We start from the raw sequence: 16348 nt of genomic DNA, 5'->3' as shown, positions 1-16348 counted from the left end.
CCCGGTCGGCGGGGGCGGGTACGTTGAGGAGCATGATCCGCTTCGAGGGCGTGACCAAGCAGTATGCCGAGGCGTCCGGCACCGACGGCCAGCAGGGGACGGTCGCCGTCGACGACCTGACCCTCGAGGCCCCGACCGGCAAGATCACCGTTCTCGTCGGCCCCTCGGGCTGCGGCAAGACGACGACGCTGCGCATGGTCAACCGGATGATCACGCCGACGTCCGGGACGATCTCGGTCGACGGCCGGGACACCGCAGAGCTCGACGTCGCCGAGCTCCGGCGCGGGATGGGCTACGTCATCCAGCACGCCGGCCTCTTCCCGCACCGCACGGTCCTCGACAACGTCACGACCGTGCCGCGCCTCCTCGGCACCGACAAGCGCACCGCACGGTCACGGGGCATGGAGCTCATCGAACGCGTCGGCCTCGACCCGGCGATGGCGAGTCGCTACCCGGCCCAGCTGTCCGGTGGCCAGCAGCAGCGCGTGGGCGTGGCCCGGGCGCTCGCCGCGGACCCGCCCGTCATGCTCATGGACGAGCCCTTCTCGGCCGTCGACCCCGTCGTTCGCGAGCAGCTCCAGAACGAGTTCCTCCGCCTGCAGTCCGAGCTCGGCAAGACGATCCTCTTCGTCACCCACGACATCGACGAGGCCGTCAAGCTCGGCGACCAGGTGGCCGTGCTGCGCGTGGGCGGCGTTCTCGCACAGCTGGACTCGCCGGCCAAGCTGCTCGCCGACCCGGTCGACGACTTCGTCGCCGGCTTCGTCGGCCGCGACCGGGGCTATCGCGCGTTGTCCTTCGCAGCCGCCCCGGAGCTCTCGCTCACCGACGAGCCCACGGTCCGGCTCGGGGCCACCGCCGCCGACGTCCGCGCGGTCGGTGCGCCGTGGGTGCTCTGCGTCGGCGACGCAGGCGAGCCGATCGGGTGGGTCCGCGTAGCGGCCGTCGAGTCCGAGGTGACGCGCACGGTCCTGCACCGGGGCGGCACCGTCGCGTCGACCTCCGGATCGCTCCGGGCCCTGCTCGATGCGGCTCTTTCCTCGCCGAGCGGTCGGGGCGTCGTGGCCGACGACGACGGCCGTCTGGTGGGCACCATCCGTGCTGCAGACGTGATCCCCGCGATCGAGGCGCGACGTCACGAGGGGGCGGTCACCCGGTGACCTGGGCCTTCGACCACATCGGCGACATCCTGTCGCGAGCGGCCCAGCACGCTTGGCTCGCGGGGCTGCCGCTCGTGCTCGGGCTCGTCATCGCCGTGCCCCTCGGCTGGTTCGCCGCCCGCCGGCCGGGTCTTCGAGCCACCGTGCTGACGACCACGGGTCTGCTCTACACGATCCCGTCGCTCGCGCTCTTCATCCTCCTGCCCCCGCTGCTGGGCACGAAGATCCTCGACCCCGTCAACGTCATCGTGGCCATGACCGTCTACACCGTGGCCCTGCTGACCCGCACCGTCGCCGACGGCCTCTCGTCGGTCGACGCGTCCACGCGGCAGGCCGCCATCGCGATGGGCTACGGCTCGTTCGCGCGCTTCCGTGCCGTCGACCTCCCGCTCGCCGTGCCGGTCATCGCGGCCGGCCTGCGCGTGGCCGCAGTGAGCAACGTCAGCATCGTCAGCGTGGCCTCGCTCATCGGCATCTCCCAGCTCGGCTACTTCCTCACCGACGGCTACGCCCGCTCGTTCCCGACCGAGGTGTGGGTCGGCATCGTCGCCTGCCTGCTCCTTGCCCTCGTCTTCGACCTCGTCATCCAGGTCGTCTCGCGGGTGCTGACGCCGTGGACCCGGGCGGTGCCCGCATGAGCCTCGCGACCATCTGGGCCTGGTTCACCGACCCGGCCAACTGGCAGGGCACCGACGGCGTGCCCAACCGCCTGCTAGAGCACCTCTTCTACACCGGCCTGACCCTGGTCATCGCCCTCGCCATTGCCGTGCCGCTCGGCGCGTGGGTAGGGCACTCGGGTCGTCTGCGGTGGCTCGTCACTGGTGCCAACGCCGCCCGGGCCATCCCGACGCTCGGCCTGCTCTTCGCCGTGTCGATGTTCGTCGGGCCGCTCATCAGCAGCGACCTCGCCTTCGTGATCCCGAGCATCACGGTGCTCGTGCTGCTCGCGATCCCGCCGCTGCTGTCGGGCACCTACGCCGGCATCGACAGCGTCGAGCCCGCGGCGCGTGATGCCGCGCGCGGGATGGGCATGACCGGGTGGCAGGTGCTGTCGAAGGTCGAGGCGCCCTGCGCGCTGCCCCTCTTCCTCAGCGGACTGCGGAGCGCGACCCTCCAGGTGATCGCCACCGCGACCATCGCCGCGTCCGTCAGCCTCGGCGGTCTGGGCCGCTACCTCATCGACGGTCTGGCCTCGCGCGACTACGTCCAGATGGTCTGCGGATCGATCCTCGTCGCCCTCCTCGCGCTCGTCGCCGACGGCGTCCTGGCCCTGCTCGAGAGATGGGCGGTCTCACCGGGAATCTCCGGCCGGGCCCCGCGTGTTGCTCGTTCACGCGCCGGAAACGCCCATCCCCACTCCGACCCACAACACTCCGCTGGCGCTGACCGTCCAGACGGCGACGCGCGGCAGGCCGCCGTCGTCGGCTCCGGCGGCACTGGCAGTTCCGGACCTGTGGAGGCGACCGCCGCCACGGGCACCCCATCCGAAAGGGACCGAACATGACACGCACGCGCTTCCTCGCCGCGGGCCTGCTGCTCGCCGCTGTCGTGCCGCTGGCCGCCTGCGGTGGCGGCGGCAACCCGCTCACCCCGGCCTCGAGCCCCGCAGCAGGTTCGACCGGCGGCTCGACCGGTGCCGCCGGCTCGATCAAGATCGGCTCTGCCGACTTCCCCGAGGCCGCCCTGCTCGGCGAGATCTACGCCCAGGCGCTCGAGGCGAAGGGCACCAAGGTGACGCGCCAGTTCAACATCGGCAGCCGTGAGACCTACCTCAAGGCCATCACCGGGGGCGAGGTCGACGTGCTCGCCGAGTACACCGGCTCCCTGCTCAACTACTACGACAAGAACGCCAAGGTCGTGCAGCCCGACGAGGTCTACGCCGCCCTCCAGAAGGCGGTCCCGCAGGGACTCACGGTGCTCGACAAGTCCGCCGCCGAGGACAAGAACTCGCTCGCTGTGACGAAGCAGACCGCCAGCGAGTGGTCGCTCAAGGCGATCCCCGACCTGGCCGCCCACCAGGGCGACCTGACGATCGGAGCTCCGCCGGAGTTCAAGACCCGTCAGCAGGGCCTCGTGGGCCTGAAGTCGGTCTACAACATCACGCCCAAGGAGTTCCGCCCGCTGCAGAGCCAGGCGACGGTCGAAGCTCTGAAGAACGGCCAGGTCAAGGCGGCCAACATCTTCAGCACCGACCCGTCGATCGCAGCCAACGGCTTCGTCGTGCTCGCTGACCCGCAGAGCCTCTTCGGCTCGGACAACGTCGTGCCGCTGGTCCGGACCGAGAAGGCCGACAGCGTCAAGACCGTTCTCAACTCGGTCTCGGCCAAGCTCGACACGGCGGCTCTCGCCGACATGGTCAAGCAGGTCGTCGTCGACAAGAAGGACGCGAGCGAGGTGGCCAAGACGTGGCTCGCGAGCGCCGGGCTCGCCTGACCTGACACCGCCTCGTCCGACAGGACAGCACGAAGGCCCCCGCGGCTGCGGGGGCCTTCGTCATGCCGGTCACGGGCAGTCCCCGTGATGTCAGGGAATGCCCGGGGGACGATAACGGTTCTCATTCCTGTCACGAAACGTCGTGACACCGAGACCCAAGGAGCACTCAATGGCCAAGCGCACCGACCTGCGCCCCGTCGTCACCCTGCGTTCGACCGCCGGTACCGGGTACAGCTACGTGACCCGCAAGAACCGGCGCAGCAACCCGGACCGCATGGTGCTGCGCAAGTTCGACCCCGTCGCTCGCGAGCACGTCGACTTCCGCGAGACCCGCTGACCTGATCGAAAGAGCAGTTCGTCGGAAAAGACCGCAATCCAAAGAGCAGTTCGTCGCCGAGTTCCTGGGTCTCGAGCCCACGGGACGGCCGACGAACTGCTCTTTCGATCTTGGGCGAACAGCGGGTCAGCGGGCGAGCGTCCGGGCCTGCTGGTCGGCGGGCGCGCTGGGCGACGTCCTGGCCGGTCTCGTGGTCGGCGCCACCCACGGGACGACAGCCGGGGCGAGAGGCGGGGCGAGCGGGGAGAAGGCCGCGACGACGTCGATGCCGTCGCGCAGCAGCCTGACAAGGCGCTCCTCGGGGTCGTCGACGCAGGCCCGCGCGATGCCGTCGACGGCCAGGGCGACGACCTTGGCCGCGTTCGAGGGGCGCACCGCTGCAGCGTTGAAGCCCATGCGTGCCAGATGGATCCGTGCCCAGCGCTCCGCTGCCGGCGAGGTCGCGAGTGCGGTCCGTGACGCCTGGGAGAGCTGTCCGGCCGAGCGGCCGTCCTGCTCGGCGAGGATGCCTTCGGCGTTGAGGATCGCCAGGGCCATGACGTTCTGACGCTCCTCCGCGGCGATGGGCAGTGCCGCGCGAGCTGTCGTGAGCACGAGTGCCGTGGCGACGCGCGGGTCATGCGGATTGAGGCCCACCACCTCCGGGATCATCGTCACGAGGCGCTGCCGGTGAGTCTCGTCGAGCATGTCGTTGACGCAGCGGGCGAGCGTCGCGAGCACCGGGTGGGTGCACTCCGGATGGTCGCTCCAGCGTTCACCGGCGAGGAACGAGGCCATCTCCATGAAGCAGGCGCCCTTGCGGGGGCTGCGGTGGCGGCCGCGTGACAGCACCGGCACGCCGTCGGGCACGAAGGGGGCTCGTCGTGACATCGTCGCTCCTCGGACTTTCCCTCGAGATCCTGCGCGGATTCCTTCATGGTGCGCCTCAATCCGCCGCTTGGCCACCCCTTCTGTCCAACCCGACCCGGGCGTACGGGTTGCGGATCCACCACACTCCTGTCGACGGGCCCCGGAGTGTGTGCCACCAGATGATGCTCGACCACTACCAGCAGACGAAGAACCTGCTCGTCTCCTACTCGCCCGATGCCCTCGGCTTCCCCGAGCCGGGTCGACCTCACCGGTGAGGCGGCGGATCTGCTCCGCGGCCTTAGCAGCCTGCACGGGCACCTGATGTTCCACCAGTCCAGCGGCTGCTGCGACGGCAGCTCGCCCATAGGCTTCCCGGTCGGCGACTTCATCACGAGCGAGGCCGACGTCCACCTCGCCGACCTGGTGGTCGACGGTCTCGAGGAGCCCGTGGGCTTCTGGATGTCGGCGTCGCAGTATGCGATTGGAAGCGCACGCACCTGACCGTCGACGTCGTGCGGGGGGCGGGGGAGCGGCTTCTCCGTCGAGGCGCCGGAGGGCGTGCGGTTTCTCATCCGCTCGCGCCTGTTCACCGCCGCCGAGCTGGCCGCACGATCGCGTATGCCGTCTGGCCGGGACGACGGCCCGGCTCAGGGGTAGTCGACGACCGTCACAGGCGTGTCGGGGTTGGCGATCGTCGCGGACCCGCCGACGCCGTTGACGACGTGGCGGATGCCGCCCTTGCCGGTGGACGGGTCGAGGAAGATCGTCAGCAGGTCGTGCAGACGCACGCCGGGCGTCGTCGGCACCTCGAACGCGTTGGCGGCGAAGATGTCGACGCCCTGGTTGAAGAAGCTGTAGGAGCCCATCCCGGACCCCGAGAAGCTCTTCACGTCGGACCCGACGAGCAGGGCTGGGTAGCCCTCGTGGCCCGGCGCCGACATCCAGGCAGCCTGGCTCGGTGGGTCGTAGGGCAGCTCGTTCTGGAAGAACGTGACCGACCCGTGCTCACCGTTCCAGATGACCTCGGTCTTCTGGTAGTGCTCGACGAAAAGCCCTGTCGCAGTGACGTAGTCGCCGTTGACGACGAGTCCGGTGTCGGCGGTGTTGCTCGTCCAGCCGACACCGTTGCCGTGATCGGCACGCCAGGCCCAGATGTCATCGAGCACGACATGGTCGCTGTTGACCTCGAGGCTGACCGTGGCCTTGCCGACGTAGGGCCCGCCGATGCGGAAGAAGACGTCCTGCAGGGCGGTCGGGTCGGCGGCGCTGCTCCACCCGGCACGGCTCGGACCCTGTCCCTTGGCGGCACGCTGGGTGCCGAGCTGGAGCAGGACCGGCGAGTTGACCGGCCCGGCGTCGAAGGTGATGCCGGCGATGTCGACGCCCGGCACGTCGGCGACGCTCATCGCGACCTGCCCGGTGGTCGGGGTGAGGCTGGCCAGACCGAGCCCCAGCACTACGGTGTCGGCCCGCTTGACCCGCAGGGTCTGGTCGAGGTGGTAGACGCCGGGGGTGAGCAGCAGGTTGCGACCCCGGGCGAGCTCGCGGTTGATCGCCTGTGCCGAGTCCGACGGCTTGGCGACGTAGAAGTCACCGATGCCGACCGAGCGTCCGGGCGTCTACCCGGACGCCGCCCAGGAGACCCCGCTGGTGTCGGTCGCGGCCGACGGCACGAAGACGCGGTAGCCCCCCGACTCGTCGACGTAGAGGTAGGGCTTCTCGCGGCTCACCGAGGTCTTGGCCACGGTCGTGTACGGGCCGCCGCACGCCGTGGCGGCGGGGAAGCACTCGGCGGGGGCACCCTCGACGCCGGAGAAGACCTGGTTCCAGACGCCGTTGGTCCACGTGCCGACGGTGCTGTTGCGCGTGAAGAACTGCTGCTGCGACCCGTTGACGACGGTCCCGTCGAACTTCGAGTCGGCGATGAAGCCGCCACTGGCGAACGACGGACCGGTGCAGTAGTCCATCAGCGTCGTCAGGCCCTTGACGTGCACCCGACGCAGCGGCGCCGCCTGCGACACGGCCCAGAACTGGCCGCTGTAGCAGCCGGCGTCCGGGTTGGTCACGTTGATCGTCAGGTTGGACATCGAGCGCCAGAAGTTGTCGAGTGCGATGCACCCGCTCGGCCGGCACTGGTTGCGCACGTAGACCGAGCCGTTGATGACGACGTCGCCCGGATTCTTCCCGAGACCGGCGACCTCGGTGTAGTAGCCGACCGGGAAGTTCAGTGGCTGGTCGGCGGAGCCGTAGGTGCCGGGCCTGAAGAGGATGGCGTGGCGCTCGGGACCCATCTCGTTGGACATCTGGGCGGCGGCGATCGCGTCCACCTTGGCCTGGATGTCGGGGATCGACATGGACGGGTCGAGCACGAGCGTGCCCGCACCGAGGTCGGGTGAGCTGGCGGCCGCGGTGGTCGCGGACGACGGGGCCGGAGCCGCTCCGGCTCCGGCGGCGGCAACAGTCGGGACGGCTGCAGTGGCGACGGCCAGAGCCGCGATGGCCAGGAGGTGGAGTCCGCGGGCCGGCCGGCCGCGTCGTTCTCGTCGTTGAGTCATGGGCTCACCTTTCACGGTGGCGACGGGTTGGGCAAGAGTTTGTGAGAGCGTTCTCACGGTGCGGCCGGCAAGAGGCCGAAGCACCGCGCGGTGGGACGCCGAAGGCCCCCTCGGGGGAGGGGGCCTTCGTGACCGCTGACGGGAGGACGTATGCCGTCCGCCGGGCTCAGCCGACCGGCGTGGGTTCCGGGTCGGGCTGGGGCTCAGGCGTCTGCGTCTCAGTCGCCCCGCCGTCGCCGTCGCCCCGGCGGACGGCCGCGAGGAGCATCTGCGCGACGTCGACGACCTCGACGGCGTCGGTGGCCTTGCCGTCCTGGATGGCGGCGTTGAGGCCGTCGGAGAGCATGACCTTGCAGAAGGGGCAGCCGACGGCGATGCGCTCGGCGCCCGTCGCGAGGGCCTCCTCGGTGCGGTTGTTGTTGATCCGTGTGCCGAGCTTCTCCTCCATCCACATGCGGGCGCCACCGGCGCCGCAGCAGAACGACTTCTCCTTCGAGCGCTCCATCTCGGCGTACTCGACCCCGGGCAGGATCTGGAGCAGCTCCCGCGGCGGGGCGTAGACCTGGTTGTGCCGGCCCAGGTAGCAGGGGTCGTGGTACGTGACCTTGGCGCCGGTGGAGGCGGCTCCGGTCAGGGTGCCGGCCGACGACGCGTCGCCGGGTCGGGCGACCGGCGTGAGGCGCTTCTCGCGGACGAGCCGGTTGAGCAGCTGCGTGTGGTGCAGCACCTCGTACTGCCCGCCGAGCTGGGGGTACTCGTTCTTGATCGTGTTGAAGCAGTGGGCGCACGTGACGACGATCTTCGTCGCGCCGACCTCGTTGAGGGTCTCGACGTTCTGCTGCGCGAGCATCTGGAAGAGGAACTCGTTGCCGGCGCGGCGGGCCGAGTCGCCGGTGCAGGCTTCGCCGTCACCGAGGACGGCGAAGCTGACGCCGGCGGTGTCGAGCAGCTCCGCGACGGCGCGCGTCGTCTTCTTGGCGCGGTCCTCGTAGGCGCCGGCACAGCCGACCCAGAAGAGGTAGTCGACCTCGTTCAGGTCCTCGACGTCCTGGCCGACCTGCTTGACGTCGAAGGGCAGGTCCTTGGCCCAGTCCATCCGCAGTCGCGGCGCGAGGCCCCACGGGTTGCTGTTCTTCTCGAGGTTCTTGAACAGGCCGTTGAGCTCGGCGGGGAAGGCCGACTCGATGAGGTTCTTGTAGCGGCGCATGTCGACGATCGCGTCGACGTGCTCGATGTCGACGGGGCACTGCTCGACGCAGGCGCCGCACGTCGTGCACGACCAGAGGACGTCCTCGTCGATGACGGCGTCGGGCCCGTGCGGGTTGTAGGCCGTCAGCGGGTGACGGATGTCGTAGCCGGTCTCGCCGACGAGCTGCTCGGTGGCCACCGCGCCCTTGGTGGCGTCGCTGAAGCCCTCGGCCGACTCGATGCCGCCGGCGCGCACCTCCTCGGAGGCGAGCAGCCACGGCGACTTGGCGTACGCGTGGTCGCGCAGCGTCATGACCAGCAGCTTGGGGCTGAGCGGCTTGTCGGTGTTCCAGGCCGGGCACTGGCTCTGGCACCGACCGCACTCGGTGCAGGTCGTGAAGTCGAGCAGGCCCTTCCACGTGAAGTCCTCGACCTTGCCGACGCCGAGCGCGGCGTCCTCGTCGAGCTCGTCGACGTTCTCGAAGTCGAGGACCTCGCCGCCCACACGGATCGGCTGCAGCTCACCGAGGCTCGTGCGGCCCTCGGGGTGCCGCTTGAAGAAGATGTTGAAGAAGGCGAGGAAGCGGTGCCAGGCGACGCCCATCGTCGGCTGCAGGGCGATGGTGATCATCCACGCGAAGCTGATGATGATTTTGACCGCGGCGATGACGACGATGAGGTTCTCGATGGCCCCGATCGACAGGCCGGTGAAGAAGTTGCCGATCCAGCCGGTCAGCGGGAAGTGCAGGGCGGTGTCCATGCCGGTGCCCGTCTTGCGGGCGAGGGTCCACTCGAGGGCACGGAGCAGGCCGATGCAGAGGGTGACGCCGAGGATGGTCAGCTCGACGTAGTACGCCTGCCACCAGGTGGATCCGAAGAAGCGGCTGCGACGACCGTCCTCGCCGGCGGCCGAGCGCGGGTGGTTCTTCTGCCGGATCGCCATGAGCACGAGGATCGAGATGAAGCCGGCGAAGGCGAAGAAGTCGGTGATCCACTCGTAGAGGAAGAAGTGGCCGATCACCGGCAGGACGAAGTCCGGTGCGAAGAGCTGGCCGAAGGCGTTGAGGAGGGTGAAGAAGAGGACCCCGAAGCTGATCATCGTGAACCAGTGCGCGATCGCCACGACCGGCAGGCGCGACATGCGCGTGTGGCCGAGGAACTCGCGCAGCAGCGTCCGGGTGCGGGCCCCCTTGTCGTCACCGCGGTCCTCGGGCTGCCCGAGCCGGAACGTGGCGAGGAAGTGGTTGACCGTCTTGACGAGCAGGGCGACGGCCACGGCGGTCACGCCGAGGCAGACGACGACGGCGACGATCTGGAGCGCACTCATGCCGGGGAGTCTACTGACGAGTTAGCAAGCGCTTAGTGAATGTGACGGCCGTCGCGCCGTGACGCTCGTCCCCTTCGTCCCGGTGCTGCACACGCGCGCCCCAGCCCGCGGGACGGCCTGCGCCCGGATCTTGGGCGCCACTTGGCACTGGATAACGACGTGTTGGAATATGTATAAGAAGAGCCCGGTTGTCGATAGCGATCCGGGTCGCCAGACCGTCCCGCCGCACTCAGCCGAAAGGGCCCACCGCAATGCCGATCTACGACGACGTGACCAAGCTGATCGGCAACACGCCGCTCGTGCGCCTCAACAAGGTCACGGATGGAGCGCCGGCGACCGTTGCCGCCAAGCTCGAGTTCTACAACCCCGCCAACTCCGTCAAGGACCGCATCGGGGTCGCGATCATCGATGCGGCCGAGGCGAGCGGCGAGCTCGAGCCGGGCGGCACGATCGTCGAGGCGACGTCCGGCAACACCGGCATCGCGCTCGCCATGGTCGGCGCAGCCCGCGGCTACAAGGTCGTCCTGACGATGCCGGAGTCGATGAGCAAGGAGCGCCGCGCGCTGCTGCGGGCCTTCGGCGCCGAGCTCGTCCTGACCGATCCGTCGACCGGCATGAAGGGCGCGGTCGCCAAGGCCGACGAGATCGCCGCAGAGCGTGGCGGGGTGCTCGCGCGCCAGTTCGCCAACGAGGCCAACCCCGAGATCCACCGCAAGACCACCGCCGAGGAGATCTGGAAGGACACCGACGGCGAGGTCGACATCGTCGTCGCCGGCATCGGCACGGGCGGCACCATCACGGGTGTCGGCCAGGTCCTCAAGGCCCGCAAGCCCGGCGTGCAGATCATCGCCGTCGAGCCGGCGGAGTCGCCGATCCTCAACGGCGGCCAGCCCGGCCCCCACAAGATCCAGGGCCTCGGCGCCAACTTCGTCCCGGAGATCCTCGACACCGAGATCTACGACGAGGTCATCGACATCGACGCCGAGACGTCCGTGAAGTGGGCCCGGCGCGCCGCGACCGAGGAGGGTCTGCTCGTCGGCATCAGCTCCGGCGCTGCCATCGCGGCCGCCGTCCAGGTGGCGCAGCGCGAGGAGAACAAGGGCAAGACGATCGTCGTCGTCATCCCCTCGTTCGGTGAGCGCTACCTGTCCACCATCCTCTTCGAGGGTCTCGTCGACTGACCGTCGTTGCACATCAAGCACCCCGAGGAGTTCGTGCATGAGCACCGCACCACAGATGGACCACGAGCCGAGGCCGGCCGAGAAGCCGCTGACGCTCGTGCGCGGTGACGGCGGGTCGGACGCGCGTCTCGTCTCCGACGAGCGTTCGTATGCCGGCCCGCTCGGTCTCGTGCGCAAGCTCGCCGACCGGGCCCTCGAGGACGTCGACGGCGCCATCGCGCGAGACCCGGCCGCGAACTCCCGGCTCGAGCTGGTGCTGACGTCGCCGGGCCTGCACGCCGTCTGGGCACACCGCGGTCTGCATGCGCTGTGGAAGCAGCCAGGCGGCCGACTGCCGGCGCGAGTGCTCGCCACGGTTGCACGCTCCATCACCGGCGTCGAGATCCACCCCGCGGCCCGGCTCGGTCGACGCTTCTTCATCGACCACGGCATGGGGGTCGTCATCGGCGAGACCGCCGAGGTGGGGGATGACGTCATGCTCTACCACGGCGTCACGCTCGGAGGCCGGTCGCTGCAGCACGTCAAGCGCCACCCCACGGTCGGCAACCGCGTCACCATCGGCGCCGGCGCCCGCGTGCTCGGCCCGGTCCGCATCGGTGACGACGTGCAGATCGGTGCGAACTCCGTCGTCGTCAAGGACGTTCCGGCAGGCGCGGTGGCGACCGGCATACCGGCAGTGATCCGCTTCCCGAAGCGCGACGCCACCAACCAGTGGCTCGACCCTGCGATCTACATCTGACCCACCGCGGATAGACTCCCGGGACACTGGAGGGCTCGCATAGTGGCCGAGTGCGGCGGTCTTGAAAACCGCTATGGGTTCATAGCCCATCGTGGGTTCGAATCCCACGCCCTCCGCCACGCGCGCCGTCGGGCGCGGGCATGAAAAAAGGGGCTCCGGAGATCCGGAGTCCCTTTTGTTCTCATGCGCTGGTCTCGAGCGAGTCCAGCGTGCACGCGTTGTCAGAGCAGGCCGAGCCGCTCCTCGAACGTCGTGCTGGAGTTGTACTGACCGACCGGCACTGACGTGGACGGACGGTTCATGGCCGCGAACAACGACACGATGTACGACATCTCTGTATTCAGTTTCCTTGTGGTTGAGCCCAGTTCGTGCATGGGTGAGGGCTCGGTGGTCGACCGTCATTGCGGGACGGTCAGGACCGGCGGACAGCCCCCAACCGAGCCGGGGTTCATGGCACGGGACAAAGGGGTTGTCTGCACCGCAATCGTAACAGTTCCGCAACCATGCTCGGCGCCGTCGTTGATCTTTGGGCGAGGCCGTGAGATAGGACAGTGTGACCAGACAGCCCGGCCCGGACCCCACGCCCGAAACTGCCGACGTCCTCGGCCGACTGGCTCCGCTCGAGCTCGCCTCCGCCAGGCCGCTCGTCCTGCGCGGCAAGCGTTTCGACTCGGCCACGCCCGCGGTCATGGCGATCGTCAACCGAACCCGTGACTCCTTCTTCAGCGGCAACCGGCACGCCGATCTGGAGTCGGCCAAGGCGGCCCTCGTCGATGCGGTGGAGCTCGGCGCCGACCTCGTCGACGTGGGCGGTGTGAGGGCCGGCCAGGAGGGTGAGGTCGTCGATGCCGACGAGGAGATCCGCCGCGTCGTCCCGTTCCTCCAGTGGGCTCGTGCGGAGCACCCGGACGTCCTCCTGAGCCTCGACACGTGGCGTTCGGAGGTCGCCCGCGAGGCCGACGGCGTCGTGGACCTCGTGAACGACACCTGGGCCGGACACGACCCCGACCTCGTCCATGTCGCAGCGGACCTCGGTGCCGGATACGTCATCTCACATACCGGCGGCCTGCCGCCGCGCACCGACCCCGTCGACGTCACCTATGGCGACGACCCTCTCGACGTCGTGCGGGACGTCGTGCGCACCCTGGCGGACGGCGCCCATGCGGCGGAGCTGGCCGGCATACCTCGTGAACGGATCCTCGTGGACCCCACGCTCGACTTCGGCAAGACCACGGCGCACTCGCTCGAGGTGTTACGACACACGGCTGACGTGGTGGCGCTCAATTACCCTGTGCTGCAAGCGATGTCGCGCAAGGACTTCGTCGGGGAGGCGCTCGACCTGCCAGCCGAGGAACGCCTCGAGGGGTCGCTCGCGGCGACCGCGGTCGCCGCGTGGCTGGGAGCCACGGTCTTCCGTGCGCACGACGTGCGGGCGACCCGCCGGGTGGTCGACATGGTCGCGACGATCCGTGGAGATCGCCGACCTCGCCTGGCGCTGCGAGGCACCCGACGTGTCGCCGGGGACAACGGCTCCTGAACGCCCAGAAGATGCTGTCATCTGACGGGCCGACCGATCGGTATTCTGCTAGGTTCGTCGCGGTTGCAGTTGCAGTTCCTCGTCGTCGAGCAGGGCCCGTCATCCGCAACGATGACGGGATTTCTTTTCGACATCGGTGGGTTCGCCCGTCGAGTGGGGTCGAAGCGGCAGCTTGGGATGCGCGAGGTGCGTTGTCCCACACGCTAAAGAAGGAAGAGTTACCCGTATGGCACAGGGCACCGTCAAGTGGTTCAACGCTGAAAAGGGCTTCGGCTTCATCGCCCAGGACGGCGGCGGCCCCGACGTTTTCGTCCACTACTCGGCCATCCAGTCGAACGGCTACCGTTCGCTGGAAGAGGCGCAGCGAGTCGAGTTCGAGGTCACGCAGGGTCCCAAGGGCCCGCAGGCCGACGCAGTTCGCCCGCTCTGATCGATAGGGATCAACAGCAACGAGCGACACCCCATCGTCGTTTGTGACAAGGCCCCCCGGCTTCGGCCGGGGGGCCTTGTTGTTGTTGTTGTTGTTGTCGCCGTGACTGGCCCGGCGGCGCCGGCCCGCAGAGGACGTCGCGGGCCGGCACCGGGTCGAGGTCAGCTCACGCGCACTCGTCCGTCGGCGGGGCCGAGGTCGCCCCGCCGGACGGCGTCGAGGGGGTCGGCGTCGGGGTGCTCGGCGTGGAGGGAGTCGGCGTCGCGGTCGGGGAGCCGCTCGGCTTGGGCGCGGGAGCAGGCGGGGGAGCAAGCGCGGCCTTGACCATGGCGCGGATCTTCTCGTAGTCGGGGCGCGCCGTGTTCACCCCGGCCTCGGGAGTGAGGGGGAGGCTCGTGATCGTCGACTTCTGCACGCGCTCCATCAGGTCCACGAACGCCATGAGGTTGTCGGCCGGGATGTCGGTGTAGATGTTGTCCTTGGCGATCTTGGCCAGCTCGGCGTACTTCCCGAGCATCGCCCCGGGGTTGACCTGCTGGACGACCGCGCGGATGACGCAGCGCTGGCGCTGCATCCGGTAGTAGTCGCTGTCGGTGGCGCGGGCTCGGGCGTACCACAGCGCATAGTGACCGTTGAGCTTCTGGACCCCGGCCTTGAACCAGCCCTCGTTGTTCACCACCTTGGTGGGGTCGACGTGGCTCTGGTAGCCCCCGATGGGCAGGCGCCCGCTCGGGCCGAGCTTCACGTTGACGGTGACACCACCCATGGCATCGACGAGCTGCTCGAACCCGTGCAGGTCGACGACCACGGTGTAGGCGATCTTGAGGCCGAGCACCTCACTGATCACCTGGCGGGTCTCGTAGCGCCCGGCGCTCTGCTCGCCGGCGTAGGCCGAGGGGTGCTCCTGCTTGTACGTGTCCGCCTCGGTCCAGATGGCGTTGAGCATGCACTCGTCGTTCGCTGCCTGGTGCAGGCAGGTCGGACGACCGTAGGAGCCGCTCGGGTAGACGTTCCGCAGGGGGCTGGAGGCCGGCAGTGGGACCCGCTCGAGGTTGCGCGGCAGTGAGATGAGGACGGTGTGGCCCGTCTTCGTGTCGATGCTGGCGACGATCATGGAGTCGGTGCGGGTGCCGGTGCGGCCCACCCCGGAGTCCGAACCGAGCAGCAGCACGTTGACGCGTGGCGTCTCGGCCCACGGGTCCTCGCCCGTCACGATCTTGGCCCCCTCGCCGGGCTTCGCCGGCGCCGCCTGGAACACGCCCTTGACGGTGTCCTTCGTGATGGTGGTGAGCTCGGCGAACTTGAAGGACGAGGCCGCCACGAGGAAGACCATGAGCGTGGTGAAGGCCGCGAGCGCGCGTGTGCGGCCCCGGTCCAGCCGGGTCGGGCGTGACTGGACCGCGGTGAGGATGATGGACCCACACCACACGATGCCGACGACCACGAACACGACGGCGACGGTCTGCAGCACGGTCGGCTGCGCGACGATCGACAGTGCGGTGTTGGTCAGGCCGTGTCGTGCGACGTAGTAGCCGCCCGCGACGAGGCTGGCGAGGGCCAGGATGAGCAGGACCCAACCGATCTTTCGGCTGCGCGTCCGGGTCAGACCGGCCCCGGGCACGACCGTGCCGAGAGCGGTGAGGCCGAGGGCGCGACGGAAGCCCGACCTGAGCTCGCGTCGAAGTGCCTCGCGGGTCGGGGGCGCAGCCGGACCTCGCGTGTTCGGTTGGGTCATGGAGTCCTCTCTCACCGACCCGTCCGCACGAGCCGCCTGCACATTGTGCCTCGCCAACCTGATATGCGCCGCATCCTGCGGGGTAAGGCACGCCGCTGACGGGCCCCCCGGTTTGGGTCGGGTGCGCCAGTGCCGGTAGCCTGTGCTCGCCCGCGCATCCGCCGCCGCCTCGGCGGCGTCGTCGTGGGCACGGAGGCGTCGCATAGTGGCCTAGTGCGCCCGCCTGCTAAGCGGGTTGAGGATAAAACCTCTCGCGGGTTCAAATCCCGCCGCCTCCGCCGAGGAAGAAGGACCCCCGACACGCTGTGTGTGTCGGGGGTCCTTCCGTCGGTCCGGACGGGTCAGTCGGTGGAGGAGCCGTCGGCGTCCTCGCGGCTGCGCCGGCGGCGCTGCGTCAACGGGAGCACCACCCAGAGGGCGATCGCGAGCAGCGCGAGCGACCCGCCGATCCAGAAGGCGGTCGTGTGCGACAGCAGGACGTCGAGCACGAGCACGACCCCGCCGATGATGCCGGCGCCGAGGAAGAAGAGCCCGGTCCCGATGAGGGTGTCGGTGTGCCGGACGACGAAGTCCTTGAGCCCTTCACGGAAGAGCATCCGGTGCATCGCGACGGGCGTCATGAACACGAGGGTGCTGATCGCGATCGACACCAGCGTGGCGACGTAGATGTCGCGCTGCAGGTCCGTCAGCGCCGAGAAGCGCTGCTGGAAGGGGATCGTCAGCAAGAAGGCGAAGAGGATCTGCACGCCGGCCTGGGCGATGCGCACCTCCTGCAGCTGCTCGCCGAAGTTGCGGTCGAGCCGCTCGGCCTCCGACTCCTCGCGCCGGTAGGGGTGTGCGTCGCTCATGGCCCACATGTACCCCACGGACCCCGCCG

15 protein-coding genes, 2 tRNA genes and 1 pseudogene are annotated in these 16348 nt (G+C 69.3%); 12 read left to right on the top strand and 6 right to left on the bottom strand.

Annotation, left to right across the window (positions count from 1 at the left end):
- Positions 1–32 precede the first annotated feature (32 nt).
- The 5 genes from AB4030_RS11660 (at position 33) to rpmG (ending at position 3930) form a co-directional block, all read left to right on the top strand.
- Positions 33–1160: an ABC transporter ATP-binding protein gene (locus AB4030_RS11660; RefSeq protein WP_442279381.1), complete on the top strand. Its 1128-nt coding sequence runs from the start codon at positions 33–35 to the stop codon at positions 1158–1160.
- A complete protein-coding gene (locus tag AB4030_RS11655; RefSeq protein ID WP_442279380.1) occupies positions 1157–1798 on the top strand; it encodes an ABC transporter permease in 642 nt (213 codons plus the stop codon). Before AB4030_RS11660 ends, AB4030_RS11655 begins: the two co-directional genes overlap by 4 nt.
- Positions 1795–2664, top strand: a complete 870-nt coding sequence (locus AB4030_RS11650) for an ABC transporter permease (protein ID WP_442279379.1) — start codon at positions 1795–1797, stop codon at positions 2662–2664. Before AB4030_RS11655 ends, AB4030_RS11650 begins: the two co-directional genes overlap by 4 nt.
- Complete coding sequence (locus AB4030_RS11645) at positions 2661–3593, top strand: ABC transporter substrate-binding protein (RefSeq protein WP_442279378.1); 933 nt, start codon at positions 2661–2663, stop codon at positions 3591–3593. The genes AB4030_RS11650 and AB4030_RS11645 overlap by 4 nt, the downstream gene beginning before the upstream one ends.
- A 169-nt stretch (positions 3594–3762) precedes the next feature.
- Complete coding sequence (gene rpmG / locus AB4030_RS11640; RefSeq protein ID WP_020143871.1) at positions 3763–3930, top strand: 50S ribosomal protein L33; 168 nt, start codon at positions 3763–3765, stop codon at positions 3928–3930.
- Positions 3931–4056: 126 nt separating this feature from the next.
- On the opposite strand, the gene AB4030_RS11635 is transcribed toward rpmG, so the two are convergent.
- The gene (locus AB4030_RS11635; RefSeq protein WP_442279377.1) at positions 4057–4800 is read right to left on the bottom strand and encodes a hypothetical protein; all 744 of its coding nucleotides are present in this window, start codon (positions 4798–4800) and stop codon (positions 4057–4059) included.
- A gap of 213 nt (positions 4801–5013) precedes the next feature.
- On the opposite strand from AB4030_RS11635, the pseudogene AB4030_RS11630 reads away from it, so the two are divergent.
- Positions 5014–5436: pseudogene (locus tag AB4030_RS11630) on the top strand (DUF779 domain-containing protein).
- Here the strand turns inward: AB4030_RS11630 and AB4030_RS11625 are convergent.
- The 3 genes from AB4030_RS11625 to AB4030_RS11615 all read right to left on the bottom strand — a co-directional run bounded on the left by AB4030_RS11625 (position 5427) and on the right by AB4030_RS11615 (position 9849).
- Complete coding sequence (locus AB4030_RS11625) at positions 5427–6185, bottom strand: hypothetical protein (RefSeq protein ID WP_442279376.1); 759 nt, start codon at positions 6183–6185, stop codon at positions 5427–5429. The pseudogene AB4030_RS11630 and the gene AB4030_RS11625 sit on opposite strands and share 10 nt — an antisense overlap.
- Before the next feature lie 213 nt (positions 6186–6398).
- On the bottom strand, positions 6399–7334 hold the full coding sequence (locus AB4030_RS11620; RefSeq protein WP_442279375.1) for a glycosyl hydrolase family 28-related protein: 936 nt from the start codon (positions 7332–7334) through the stop codon (positions 6399–6401).
- Positions 7335–7500: 166 nt separating this feature from the next.
- Entirely contained in the window at positions 7501–9849 is a 2349-nt protein-coding gene (locus AB4030_RS11615; protein WP_442279374.1) for a heterodisulfide reductase-related iron-sulfur binding cluster, read from the bottom strand.
- Between the two features lie 251 nt (positions 9850–10100).
- Between AB4030_RS11615 and cysK the strand changes: the two genes are divergently transcribed.
- From cysK to AB4030_RS11590, 5 genes are all read left to right on the top strand, one after another.
- Positions 10101–11030 carry a cysteine synthase A gene (gene cysK / locus AB4030_RS11610; RefSeq protein WP_442279373.1) on the top strand — a complete coding sequence of 310 codons (930 nt, stop codon included), beginning with the start codon at positions 10101–10103 and terminating at the stop codon, positions 11028–11030.
- Between the two features lie 37 nt (positions 11031–11067).
- The gene (gene epsC, locus AB4030_RS11605) at positions 11068–11769 is read left to right on the top strand and encodes a serine O-acetyltransferase EpsC (RefSeq protein WP_442279372.1); all 702 of its coding nucleotides are present in this window, start codon (positions 11068–11070) and stop codon (positions 11767–11769) included.
- Between the two features lie 28 nt (positions 11770–11797).
- Positions 11798–11888, top strand: a tRNA-Ser gene (locus tag AB4030_RS11600).
- 491 nt (positions 11889–12379) lie between these two features.
- A complete protein-coding gene (gene folP / locus AB4030_RS11595; protein ID WP_442279460.1) occupies positions 12380–13306 on the top strand; it encodes a dihydropteroate synthase in 927 nt (308 codons plus the stop codon).
- 226 nt (positions 13307–13532) lie between these two features.
- Positions 13533–13736 carry a cold-shock protein gene (locus tag AB4030_RS11590; protein WP_030200907.1) on the top strand — a complete coding sequence of 68 codons (204 nt, stop codon included), beginning with the start codon at positions 13533–13535 and terminating at the stop codon, positions 13734–13736.
- Between the two features lie 166 nt (positions 13737–13902).
- Here the strand turns inward: AB4030_RS11590 and AB4030_RS11585 are convergent, their stop codons facing one another.
- On the bottom strand, positions 13903–15471 hold the full coding sequence (locus tag AB4030_RS11585; protein WP_442279371.1) for an LCP family protein: 1569 nt from the start codon (positions 15469–15471) through the stop codon (positions 13903–13905).
- 191 nt (positions 15472–15662) lie between these two features.
- Between AB4030_RS11585 and AB4030_RS11580 the strand changes: the two genes are divergently transcribed.
- Positions 15663–15749: transfer RNA gene (locus tag AB4030_RS11580), tRNA-Ser, on the top strand.
- 63 nt (positions 15750–15812) lie between these two features.
- On the opposite strand, the gene AB4030_RS11575 is transcribed toward AB4030_RS11580, so the two are convergent.
- The gene (locus AB4030_RS11575) at positions 15813–16319 is read right to left on the bottom strand and encodes a DUF6328 family protein (RefSeq protein WP_442279370.1); all 507 of its coding nucleotides are present in this window, start codon (positions 16317–16319) and stop codon (positions 15813–15815) included.
- Positions 16320–16348: the final 29 nt, after the last annotated feature.

It is taken from the genome of Terrabacter sp. 2YAF2 (assembly GCF_052114705.1).
Taxonomy (GTDB): Bacteria; Actinomycetota; Actinomycetes; order Actinomycetales; family Dermatophilaceae; genus Terrabacter.
The sequence above is the reverse complement of the archived record's forward strand: the minus strand, read 5'-3'. Positions and strand labels throughout refer to the sequence as shown.